12 protein-coding genes and 1 pseudogene are annotated in these 11,146 nt (G+C 66.4%); 7 read left to right on the top strand and 6 right to left on the bottom strand.

Translation table 11 applies throughout. The annotated features are described in order from the left end of the window. Window positions 1-328, bottom strand: a pseudogene (locus WAW17_RS00690) (carbohydrate-binding protein); the annotation flags it as partial. Window positions 329-575: 247 nt separating this feature from the next. On the opposite strand from WAW17_RS00690, the gene WAW17_RS00685 reads away from it, so the two are divergent. Beyond that, the gene (locus tag WAW17_RS00685; protein ID WP_422331109.1) at window positions 576-938 is read left to right on the top strand and encodes a hypothetical protein; all 363 of its coding nucleotides are present in this window, start codon (window positions 576-578) and stop codon (window positions 936-938) included. Between the two features lie 69 nt (window positions 939-1,007). Here the strand turns inward: WAW17_RS00685 and WAW17_RS00680 are convergent, their stop codons facing one another. Together WAW17_RS00680 and WAW17_RS00675 are read right to left on the bottom strand one after the other, a co-directional pair. Then, window positions 1,008-2,306: an MFS transporter gene (locus WAW17_RS00680; protein ID WP_422331108.1), complete on the bottom strand. Its 1,299-nt coding sequence runs from the start codon at window positions 2,304-2,306 to the stop codon at window positions 1,008-1,010. Window positions 2,307-2,316: 10 nt separating this feature from the next. After that, window positions 2,317-3,258, bottom strand: coding sequence for an NAD-dependent epimerase/dehydratase family protein (locus WAW17_RS00675; protein ID WP_422331107.1), 942 nt, complete (start codon window positions 3,256-3,258; stop codon window positions 2,317-2,319). Window positions 3,259-3,399: 141 nt separating this feature from the next. Between WAW17_RS00675 and WAW17_RS00670 the strand changes: the two genes are divergently transcribed. From WAW17_RS00670 to WAW17_RS00660, 3 genes are all read left to right on the top strand, one after another. After that, a complete protein-coding gene (locus tag WAW17_RS00670) occupies window positions 3,400-4,095 on the top strand; it encodes a TetR/AcrR family transcriptional regulator (RefSeq protein ID WP_422331106.1) in 696 nt (231 codons plus the stop codon). 59 nt (window positions 4,096-4,154) lie between these two features. Next, on the top strand, window positions 4,155-4,760 hold the full coding sequence (locus WAW17_RS00665) for a YqgE/AlgH family protein (protein ID WP_422331105.1): 606 nt from the start codon (window positions 4,155-4,157) through the stop codon (window positions 4,758-4,760). 90 nt (window positions 4,761-4,850) lie between these two features. Next, the gene (locus tag WAW17_RS00660; protein ID WP_422331104.1) at window positions 4,851-5,060 is read left to right on the top strand and encodes a hypothetical protein; all 210 of its coding nucleotides are present in this window, start codon (window positions 4,851-4,853) and stop codon (window positions 5,058-5,060) included. Window positions 5,061-5,064: 4 nt separating this feature from the next. Here the strand turns inward: WAW17_RS00660 and WAW17_RS00655 are convergent, their stop codons facing one another. The 3 genes from WAW17_RS00655 to WAW17_RS00645 all read right to left on the bottom strand — a co-directional run bounded on the left by WAW17_RS00655 (window position 5,065) and on the right by WAW17_RS00645 (window position 8,406). Next, window positions 5,065-5,844, bottom strand: coding sequence for a Mut7-C RNAse domain-containing protein (locus WAW17_RS00655; protein WP_422331103.1), 780 nt, complete (start codon window positions 5,842-5,844; stop codon window positions 5,065-5,067). Window positions 5,845-5,850: 6 nt separating this feature from the next. Then, window positions 5,851-7,506, bottom strand: a complete 1,656-nt coding sequence (locus WAW17_RS00650) for a sulfatase-like hydrolase/transferase (RefSeq protein ID WP_422331102.1) — start codon at window positions 7,504-7,506, stop codon at window positions 5,851-5,853. A 180-nt stretch (window positions 7,507-7,686) separates the two neighbouring features. Then, a complete protein-coding gene (locus WAW17_RS00645; protein ID WP_422331101.1) occupies window positions 7,687-8,406 on the bottom strand; it encodes a TetR/AcrR family transcriptional regulator in 720 nt (239 codons plus the stop codon). 54 nt (window positions 8,407-8,460) lie between these two features. Here WAW17_RS00645 and WAW17_RS00640 point away from each other — a divergent pair, with 54 nt between their 5' ends. Genes WAW17_RS00640 through WAW17_RS00630 form a run of 3 tightly spaced genes read left to right on the top strand, consistent with a single transcriptional unit; the run spans window position 8,461 to window position 11,077 of the window. After that, complete coding sequence (locus tag WAW17_RS00640; RefSeq protein ID WP_422331100.1) at window positions 8,461-9,522, top strand: beta-ketoacyl-ACP synthase III; 1,062 nt, start codon at window positions 8,461-8,463, stop codon at window positions 9,520-9,522. Further along, the gene (locus WAW17_RS00635; RefSeq protein WP_422331099.1) at window positions 9,519-10,514 is read left to right on the top strand and encodes an AvrD family protein; all 996 of its coding nucleotides are present in this window, start codon (window positions 9,519-9,521) and stop codon (window positions 10,512-10,514) included. Before WAW17_RS00640 ends, WAW17_RS00635 begins: the two co-directional genes overlap by 4 nt. Then, on the top strand, window positions 10,511-11,077 hold the full coding sequence (locus WAW17_RS00630; RefSeq protein ID WP_422331098.1) for a hypothetical protein: 567 nt from the start codon (window positions 10,511-10,513) through the stop codon (window positions 11,075-11,077). Before WAW17_RS00635 ends, WAW17_RS00630 begins: the two co-directional genes overlap by 4 nt. Window positions 11,078-11,146: the final 69 nt, after the last annotated feature.

The raw sequence follows: 11,146 nt of genomic DNA, 5'->3' as shown, positions 1-11,146 counted from the left end.
CGGGGTCTTCGTCCACCTTGTCGGTGAGGTCGGGGCACGGGTCTGCGCAGGGGTCGGCGGGAAGGTCCTGTTCCACACGTGTGTGGTCGGCGGGTGGGCCGGGCACCGGTACGGGTACGAACTCGGGGTACGGGATCGGGATGTTCAGCGTGGGTGGAATCTGGGGCAGCGGGTTCCCGGGGGTGGGCGGTTCCTTGGCCGGATTGAAACCCGTTTCACCACAGGAGTTTACCGGCAGCCACGGAATCCCGTCGGCACCGGCCGGGGTTGCTCCGAACACCACGGTGGCGGCCGCGACGGTGGCCACGCACAGTGACGCCCCCGCCACGGACCACACAGGTGACTTGGCGCGCTCGACCACGGGGACCCCTCCACTTCGACGGTCCGAGCACGGCGGCCGGACCTTCAAGACCAGCGTTGAAGATAACACCAGGGGCCCATCGTCGCGGTGTGGCCACCCCGCTCGCGAGGTCCCGTCAGGGTCACGATGCGGTCTCACTGTCACAAAGGAATTCGCCGACCCGGGCACCCGTGAATTCGGAACCGGACGGCCGTTCGCTGCGTCCTACCCCTACATGAACCCTCTCGAGTACTCGTTCGGAACCGGATTCGATACGCCCACCACCTGGTTCTCCCCGGCCGACCTCGACCTCGGAGCGCCGGGCGGGCTGGACGCCGTGCGGCTGGACTTGGACGGTGACGGACTCCTCGACGACGCGATGTGGGACGTGGACGGCGACGGCGTGACCGACCACTCCGTCCTCGACTACGACGCCGAGGACGAGGCCCGCTACTTCACCGATCCGTCGGGTGCCGGGACGTGGAATCGGGAAGTCGGAATTCCGGGAAGCCGGGTGGAGCCGGCATATCTCCTCCGGACGCGTCCTGTTGACGTGATACCCGCCGCCGGGAGGAGTGAGTTGGGAAATCCAACGTAGATCCGAGAGGAACCCACGATGCAGGTTCGCCTGCAGAACGTTCCGCTACCCGACGCGCGTCAGCACTGCTCAGCGTCCTTCGCGCCTCTTGTTCAGTACCGCGCAGACCAGGCCGAGCGCGTAGATGCCTGCGCCGGCCAGCACGAGTCCCAGCGAGCGGCCATCCGGCGCGACCACGAAGGATGCCGCTGCGAGAGATGCGATGAACGCGACGTTGAACACCGTGTCCTGGAGGGCGAACACCTGACCGCGTCGGTCGTCGTCGATCTCGATCTGCATCGCGGCGTCGCCGCTCAGCTTGATGGTCTGCCCGGCGAACCCGAGGAGCAGTGCCCCGCACAACAGGAAGATGTGGATCAGAGTCGTGACCAGACTCAACTGCACCGCGAGGGCAAGGATCAGGGCCAGGGTGATGGTGCGGGACCGGCCGAGGCGGGGAACGACGAAGGGCGTGGTGAGGGCGGCGAGGAACATGCCGGTCGCGGTCGCGGCCACCGCGATACCGAAACCCGCGAGCCCACCGGGCAGCGCGCCCGTGGCGGTGGTGTCCCGCAGGACGAGGACCATGATCAACACGTTGATACCGAATACGATGCGGTGGGTGCCGATCCCGATCATCGCCGTCGTGACACCGGGCGCCTGCCAGACGGCCACCGCGCCGTTGCGCAATCCCGACATGACCGCGCGAACGACACCGTAGCCGGGTTCTTCCCCGGCGAGGGGGCCGAGGAGGAGTCGGGGGAACCGGGACGCGGTGATTGCGGCAATCGCGGAACCAGACACCGCCACCGCCACCGCGATCCCGGATCCGCGGTCACCGGCTCCCACCAGTCCGATGACGGTGACCGCGATGGCCGCGCCCGCCGCGGAGAAGACGGTTCCGGTGGTGGTGAGTACCGAGTTGGTGGCCACCAGCCACGACGGCCGCACCACGCGAGGTAACGCGGCAGAAATTCCTGCCAGAACGAAGCGGCTGACGCCCGTGGCGGCCAGGGCGAGAAGGAGCAGTGGCGTCTCACCGGCGCCGGCCGAGAGCAACACGGCGCTCGCGAGGATGAGCACACCACGCGACACGTTCGCCCACAGCAGCACCGCCCGCCGGTCCCAACGGTCGAGCAGTGCTCCCGCATAGGGTCCGATCAGCGAGTACGGCAGCAGCAACACGGCGAAGCCGGCGGCGATGGCGACCGGGTCGGTCTCGCGTTCGGGGTTGAACAGGATCGCGCCGCCGAGTGCGGCCTGGAACATGCCGTCGCCGAGCTGACTCGCGAAGCGGACGGTGGCGAGCCGTCCGAGCCCAGGTGACCGTCGAAGCGTGTCGAGTGTTCTGCGCCACGCCTCGCGCCGGTTCCCGAGCTGCTTCGCCATTCACAGGACATTATCCGGCTGCGGTCACGACCCTGTCCTGCCACCATTCGACGGTCTTCCTCGCGGCTTCGGACAGCGGGGTCGGGTGAAGTCCGAGTCGTGCCTCGCTCTCGGTGGAGTCCATGACGAACGGCTCCTCGAACTGGTAGAGCATCTCGGCGAGTTCCCTGGTTCCCCGGTGGACGAGGCCACCACCCCGCACCGCCCAGCCGGGAAGAGTCCCCACCTTCGGAACGGGAACTCCGGCCGCCGTCGCGTACAGCTCGACCACCTGCCGCTGGGTCACCGGAGCACAGGTGGGCGCGTGCAGCACCGAGTTCCACAATTCGGGGTCGTGTGCGGCCGCGATCATCGCCGTGGCGAGGTCGGGAACGTAGGTGAACGAGTGCGGCAGATCTGCGGACCCGAGTACCCGCAGCGTCTTGCCGGTCAGCACCGCGGAAAGCATGCGTTCGCCGGCGTGCGCGTTCAGCACCTGCGGTCCGAAGAAGTCGGACGCGACCACACTCACGGTGGATGTCGACGACGCGGCACGGGCCCGGAGCAACCGGGTGCGGACGCCGCGTTTGCCGGTGGACGCCGTGCGGGGGGTGCGCTCGGTCATCGGTTGATGCGTGGTGTCGTAGGAGTAGAGACTTTCAGGGAAGACCACGACGGCACCGATGCTCCCGGCCACCCCCAGCACGGTTCTTTCCGCCGCGGGAAGTTCGCGTTCCCAGTGGTCGACGCTGTAGGCGGCGTGGATGCAGTGGTACACGGCGCCGGCTCCCTCGGTTGCCTTGCGTAGTGCGGCGGAGTCGGAGGCATCCACTTTCCTGCGCTCGATCAAGGGGTGGTCGGGTCCACTTCCCGAGCGGGTCAGGACGCGCACTCGTCGTCCCTGCTCGGCGAGTTGCTGCGCCACGGTCCAGCCGACCGGTCCCGCTCCGGTGACGATTTCGATGTTCGACATTTCTACTCCCGGGGTCTGTTGTCGTCCGATATGCGAGAGCACTGCTCTCTGTCAATCGAGAATGCAACGCTTGCCGTGGATTGTCAAGAGCACTGCTCTCGTTTGTTGACACCGCTCTCTGTGGTTGCCACCCTGGAGGCCATGACAGCAACGCCCCGGGAACGCGCTCGCGAACAGACACTGCAGGACATCACCCGTATCGGCCGCGAGCATCTCGCCGCCGTCGGTGCCGCGGCACTGTCGCTGAGAGCGGTCGCGCGCGACCTCGGAGTCGTCTCCTCGGCCGTGTACCGGTACGTGAAGAGTCGCGACGAGTTGCTCACGCTTCTCGTGGTCGACGGCTACAACGAACTGGGCGACGAGGTGGAGTCGGCGGTGGAATCGACCGCGGATCCGCGGCAACAGTTCCTGGCGCTCGGCCGCGCGGTGCGGGACTGGGCGTTACGGGAACCCGCGCGCTACGGCCTGCTCTTCGGCAGTCCGGTACCCGGCTACCACGCGCCCGGTGAGCGAACCACCACTCCCGGAACCCGGGTGATCTACGCACTCGTCGGCATATTCGATCGCGCGCACCGGGCGGGCACCCTGACGTCGGCCGATTCGCCACCCATCGACGACGTGCTCGCGGCGGACCTCGCACGCGTCCGGGCCGAGCTCGGTCTCGACCTTCCCGATCAGGCGCTCGCCCGGGGCGTCCTGGTGTGGTCCGCGGTGTTCGGGGCCGTCAATTTCGAAGTTTTCGGACAATACGGCACCGATACGTTCACCGCACCCGACGCTCTGTTCGAGCACCAGCTCGCCGTGCTCGCCGAGACGGCGGGCCTTCGCGCGAGGTAGCGACGCGAACCGCCGCGTGCTGCGTTACATCCACTCGCGTGCGGTGGGATGATGTTCGGGTGGCGCACGCAGAAGAACCCGAAGATCGGATGGCGTCGACGGAACCGGTGGTTCGCCCCGGGAGCCTCTTGGTCTCGTCCACAGACCTGACCGAGCCCACATTCCGTCGCACAGTGATCTATGTGATCGAGCACAACGACGCCGGGAGTCTCGGCGTGATCATCAATCGACCCAGCGAAACCGCGGTGCACGACGTGCTGGCCCAGTGGGCCCCGCTCGCCGCCCGTCCCGCCGTGCTGTACCTGGGTGGCCCGGTCAAGCGAGACTCCGCACTCTGCCTGGCCACCTTGCGCACCGGTGCGCAGATCGAGGGGGTGGACGGTCTGCGCCGCGTGCACGGCCGGGTGGTGATGGTGGATCTCGACTCGGATCCCGAGATCGTCGCCCCGCTGGTGGAGGGGGTCCGGGTCTTCGCCGGCTACTCGGGCTGGACCTTCGGTCAGCTCGACTCGGAGTTGCAGCGGGACGACTGGATGGTGATCTCGGCGCTGGCGTCCGATGTGGTCGCGCCGGCCCGGGTCGACGTGTGGGCGCAGGTGCTGCGCCGGCAGCCGTTACCCCTTGCCCTCCTGGCCACACATCCTTTCGAACTCGAACGAAACTAGTCGACACACCTTGCGTGCCTCCCGAGCCTGTCGGGCGCGGGTGGTATCAACAGAGCAGGCGATAAACGCGAGGTGTGGAGGGCGGCAGTTGTGAACAGAGTGTGCGGACGTTGTGAGGCGGACATCGACCACTGTCACGGAACGCTGATCGTGCACGTCCTGCGCCCGTCCGAATGCACTGACGACACCTGCATCGAGCTGGCCGAGGTCAGGCATGGCCTGATCATCGGCTGTGAGGACATCGTGGGCGGCTGCGGTTGCTCGGCAGAGTTCGCCGCCGAACTGCGTCACGCTTCCTGAGGAGTCACTCCAAATCCTGCGGGGCTACTGCAAGGTCGATCCCTACTTCCGCCAGACGTCGGCGCAACCGAGGTAGGTGGCTGCCGGCCCAGAACGCGTGACCGCAGCTCGTACACCGGCTGAAGTTGTAATTCTCGTCGGCCACGCCTGGTGGGAGCTGAGCCAGGACCTCCTCTCGGGAGGCGGGTGCGAGTAACCCGTTGCAGCGCGGACATCGAGTGAACGGCGCTGTTCGCGAACGGAGATCGAACCGATTCAGCACCTCCCGCAGCTGCAGGCGCGGGTCGGTTTCGTGCAGGAAAGCCCCGTGTGTGAGTGCGGAGCGCTTCAGCAGCCCGGTATCGCGCGTCAGGACTGTTCGGTGCTCGGTGCGAGAGATCTCCACCAAATCGGTGTCGGAGAAATCGTTGCGGTAACGGGCATCGAAGCCGAGCAGCCGCAGGTAGCCGGCGAGGCGACCGAGATGCACGTCCAGAACGAAGGCGGGCTCCCGCAGCGGCTGCGGTCGCAGACGGGTGACGCCGGTCAGATCGAAGCGTTCGAACACTGGATAGACGGCGACCCGTTCGCCGCCGTGGAGCCGGTGGTCGAATTCCACCGACTCGCCGTCGACCAGGATCAGATCAACCTCGGTGTGCGGCACCCCCAGCGCCTCGATCCGGTCCTTGATCGCGGGTGTCCCGTCGAAGCGGTGCGTGAACGTGTGCCCCCGAAGTCCCGGCGCCAGGAAGTCGTTCAGCTCCTCGTAGAACCGGAATTCGCACTGACGGCCGGGTGGGGGCATGACGGCCTAGGCGGTTCCCCGCGCCGGTGTCGTACCCTTCGACGCCATGACCTCGAACAACTTCGCATGCATCGCCGCCGCCTGCTCGGGGTCGTAGTAACCGACGTTGAACGGGCTTGCGCGATTGTGTAATTCGAACGGGTCCTCGTGGAGGTCGTACAACTCGTACTGCGGTGGCATCATGCCGGCGGGATCGAAGTACATGACGTACTTCCAGCGGTTGTCCCGGATGGCGCGTATGTGACTCGGCTCCGTGACGATCGTCTGACCGTTCGGTGCACCGGGATTCTGGTCGTCATACGTGAAGTGAAGGGTGTCCTGAACCGGCGCGGCGGGTAGCCCGGGGTTGGTGACCGCGGCGGAGATGACCGGCGTCAGATCGGTGCCGCGGAAGGTCCACGCCGAGCGGTCGGGCACATCGGCCAATGTGGCGAGGGTGGGCATCACATCGATCAGCGACGCCAGCACGTCGGTTTTCACGGGCTGCGGAAAGAGCACCGGATTACTGATGACCAGTGGGACACGGGTTGTTTCCTCGTACGCGTTGAAGACCTTCTGCCGTAGGCCTCCGTGCGAGAGACCCATCTCGCCGTGGTCCGACATGCGGATGATCAGCGACCTGTCGAGCAGGCCCGGTCTGGCCTCCATGGCGTCGAGCACGGTGCCGATGTGACGGTCGACCACCTTCTGTACGTATGCATAGAAATTGACGTAGTTCTTCTTCTGCTGATCGCCGATCAACGGGCCCAGAGCGCCCCCGATCAGCAGCGCGGATTGAACCTGGGCCGTCGGTTTGTGATTGAGAGCCAGGATCTCGTCGACGGTGGGCGGCAGGTCGATTCCCTGCTCGAAACATTCGGGTGCCACGGAACCGTAGTTGTCGCAATCCCCGTTCTGCTGGTTCCAGGTCTGGGGATACGCGAGGATGTCGTGGGGGTTGGCGAACGAGACGACGAGAGCGAAAGGCCTACCGCCGCTTGTATCTACGTTGCCAAGGAATTCGGCGGCCTGCTGTGCGATACGCCCATCGTGATCGACGCATCCGCCGCCGAAGTGCGCGGGGTCCGTGTCCTGGCCCGCTTCGGGCGGAATCCAGCCGTCGAATCCGTAAGCTGCGAGATCCTCGCTGGTGGGCTCGCCACCGTCGGCGCCCTTACTCATGTGCCACTTGCCGCGGTAGTGGACGTCGTATCCGGCCGAGGCGAGGACTTTCGCGATGTTCTGCTCACCCACCTGCAATTGCGGTTCCGTGGGTGAGAGGGTGCCGCCCTCCGTCAAAGTGCTGGTGACGCCGTGCTGCGCGGGATACAGCCCGGTGAAGAACGTGCTGCGGCTCGGCGAACACATCGCGCTGTTGCAGAAGGATCGGGTGAAGCTGAGCCCACGATCCGCGAGCCGGCGGCGGTTGGGCAGATTCTGCTCTGCCCAGCCTTCCGGCCAGTACATCGGTTGCCGCTCTTGATCGGTGATGATGACGACGATGTTCGGCCGTGCGGGAAGGGTGCCGAGAGGTGACGCGGCAGCCGTATTCTCTGCCGCCGAACGGACTCCGGCCATGCTCGCGAGGAGCAGTGCGCCCGCGCCGCCGAGAAATGTCCTGCGGGGGAACCTACTTCCACACAGGTTCGGATTGTCCTCATGCGCGTCACGGTCCGGGGTCATGCGGGACTACCTCTCTACCGGTGGGTATTCATTGTCCGCTATCCGTCCCGGCGGGGAGGTTCTTTCGGTGGGCACTGCAGAGAGGGTTCGGTGGCACACCGAACGCGACGAGCGTCGGGAAGGTGATGAGGGCTCGTCGAAACCGACGTCGTTGTCGCTGTCGGCGCGAAAAGTCGCACACTATGTCGGTCTCGATTCCCCGTTCTGCGGTCCGGTCTCGCCGGGGCGAGCGGACAACCCGCGGATGAAACTGGCGAGCGTGTGTTCGGCAACCGTACGAGTCGTCGGCGTCGGGTCGTCGGCATAGGAGACGAGAGCGTAGAAGCCGAGTTCGAGGATCATTCTTGCGGCGAAGTCCTCATCGACCCCGACCAGCGTTCCGGAGTGCGACGCCTGTTCGAGGAGCGCACGGACCACGGGCACGGAACTGCCGGCCTGGATCTCCCGTCGCCGGGTTTCGCCGATCGCACTGGTGGCCTGTTGGGTCAGGGACCGGAGTCGCGGGTTGGCGGCGTGTTCGTCGAAGATGCGGGCGAGACCCTGAACGATCGCCTCGACCACGTCGTCAGGTTCCGGGTCCAGCGTCGATCGGGCATTGTCGAGTGCGGCTGAGCACTCGCGCTGGAAAGCCTCGGCGAACAGTGCCGGCTTGTCGGAGAAGTGGTGGTAGACCGCACCTTTGGTTACACGTGCCACCTTGGCGATCTGTTCGATCGACGTGTTCGCATACCCCTGGCTCGCGAACAGGTCGGCGCCGATCTCGACGAGCGCATCGTAGGTGCGCAGCGCGTACTCCTCGCGCCGTGAGGGAACAGTTTCCACCTCGCGCATCTTACCGACCCTGAACTTGTCCCCCGCGACCTGCTGGAAGAGTTCACCGGCTGGATTGGCGCATGTCACTGTACGGCGGTATGTTCCATACCCACATACAGTCGATCTTGAAGGGGGGCTTCGATGGGGGTGTCCGGAAGATGTGCGATCCGAAACTCCGGAATCGTCGGGTGCGGCGACTATCTGCCGGTCAGGGTTGTCGACAACGAGGAGATATGTCTCGATCTCGACTCGAGCGATCAATGGATACGCGCCCGGTCGGGGATCCGGGAGAGACGTTTCGCCGGTGACGGCGAGACCGTTCCGGCGATGGCGGCCGCGGCGGCCCAGGATGCATTGGCCGGTGCGGGGGTGGACCCGCTCGACGTCGGATGCGTGATCGTCGCGACCTCGACCTACCTGTTGCAGACACCGTCCGCGGCGGCGCTGGTCGCCGACATGATCGGCGCACGCAACGCCGCGGCCTTCGACCTGTCCGCCGGGTGTTCGGGATTCAACCACGGACTCGCGATCGCCGCGGACATGGTTGCTGCGGGTGCGTCCGAGTACACCGTGGTGATCGGGGTGGAGCGGTTGTCGGACAACACCGATCGCACCGACCGGTCCACCGCATTCATCTTTGGTGACGGCGCAGGTGCCGTGGTGGTCGCACCGACCACGGACAACGGGATCGGCCCGGTGGTGTGGGGGTCGGACGGATCGAAGTACGACGCCATCCGCCAGACCCCGTCGTGGGAAGAACTGCGAACCGACCCCGAATGCGAACGTCCCGCGGTGCGGATGAACGGACTCGAGGTCTACCGCTGGGCGACCACGACGATGCCGGAAGTCGCCCGCAGAATCCTCGACCTGTCCGGACTTTCGGTGGCTGATCTCGACGCGTTCGTTCCGCACCAGGCGAATCTGCGGATCACCGACTGCCTCACCCGAGCCCTCGACATCGATCCCGCGCGGACGGTCGTCGCGACCGCGGTGGAAATCCACGGCAACACCTCGGCGGCGTCGGTACCGCTGGCGGTGGCCGATCTGCTCCGTACCGGGACCTCCCGAGCAGGAGACACCGCGCTGCTGCTGGCGTTCGGTGCGGGGCTGTCCTGGGCAGGCCAGGTCGTGACGTTGCCGCCCCCGCCCCCGCCACCGGCCCACCGCGCGGTGGCCGTGGACGTGATGGCGGGTGCGCTGTGACGTCCTCGACCGTCCAGCCCTCCCTCGACGACGTGCTGGGGGCCGCCGACCATCGCTATTTCGGGCGTGGCTACAAGAATGTGAACCACGATCTCATCGATCTGGATCTGGGGCGATCCACCGCACCGGGAACCGAGCACCGCGCCGTGGCGGTCCTCGACTACCCCCGGCGCTGGTCGGAGAAAGGTTCGAAGGAACTCGCCCCGCACGTGTCGTCGATCGACACGGTGGCCCTCGCCGCGGCACTGCTCGAAGCCGCACTCGGCTACACACGCAGACTCGATCCGGATGAGCAGGCCCAGGTGTGGGTGTCGCATGCCAAGGTCTCGGCCGGGACCAGACCCGAAGAAGATCTGCACCGGGTTCCGGTTTCGGCGGTGGTGACCGGCGTCGAACAACTTCCGGCCGGCACCGTCGCAACCACCGCGACCTTCCGGGTCGGGCAACTACGGGGAACGATGACGCTGATCCACCCCGCCGGAGCAGGGGAGCAGCACCGCGGCGGTACGGACCGGGTCCCCGGGCCGTCTGCGCAGGTGTTGCCCTTCTACCTCGGCGGCTACAAATCGCACACCCTTACCGCGCGTGACCTCACCGTCGACAGCGATTCCGTCACCGCGACCGTCGAGATCGACATCGACACCACAACTACCTTCGGCGGTGCCGAAACAGCCTGGCCGCGTTCCGTTTCGGTGATCGATGCTGTACTCGGCGCCGCGCAGTTGTCCCAGGTGCTGCTCTACCGTCTCGACGGGGTCGACCGCACCACGAGCAACACACTGTGGATGCGAAAACTGGAACTCGTCGCGGCCGGACCCGATCGCGACGCCGGCCGGCCATTCCGCGGGCAGGTCAGAGTGCGGCGACTGTCGACGATCCACCGGAGCGGTGCCGTCTGGCGCAGTGCCGATCTCGTGGTCACGGACTTCGGCGGCGTCACCGGATCCTGTCTGCTCGCCCACGAGTTGCCGACGCGTAAGGAGCACTCATGAACGCGCGGATCGCTGTGCTGGGAACCGACGCGGCCGCGACGGCGGACATCAGTTCCGAGATCGCCGATGGGATCGGAATCCCCGTGATCTCCAGTGCGGTCCCGTGGCCCTCGTCGACCGGGCCGTTGGATTCGGGAGAGTTCACCCACATCAGAAACGCGCTGCGAGACTTCGAATACCGCACCGACCATGAGGCGCGCCTGCCCGCTTTCGTCAGCGACGGTTCCGTCCTCCGATTCGGGACGGCTCTCGTGGACCGATACGGGCAACGTCTCCGCAGGCTCGCCACCCGGCCCGACCACGTCGCCGACCTGATGTTCCTCCGCGGGTTCGCACGCGCATACGAGGGCATCGTGCTGCGGCACGCCCGGGTCTCGTACAGCAGTCTGATCGTGTTGTCGCAGTCCGTGTCCGGTGATTCGCAAGGGCACGGTCCGCTCGTATCGGCAGCGGTCGCAACCTGCCTACCCGTCCACATCGTGATCCGGCCCGAGCAGGTGGCCGACCTGATCCCGTCCCTGGCTGTGGCGACGACGCCCGACGTCGAAGGAGTTTCCCTATGAGCGAGAATCTCGTAACAGGCCGGCCCGAACTCGCCTCCAGGTCGGGGGACGAGACCGCTCCGGCCGCCA

Source organism: Rhodococcus sp. (in: high G+C Gram-positive bacteria) (genome assembly GCF_049286785.1).
Lineage (GTDB): Bacteria > Actinomycetota > Actinomycetes > Mycobacteriales > Mycobacteriaceae > Rhodococcus_F.
Note: the sequence above shows the minus strand (reverse complement) of the source record. Positions and strands in the feature narration are given on the sequence as shown.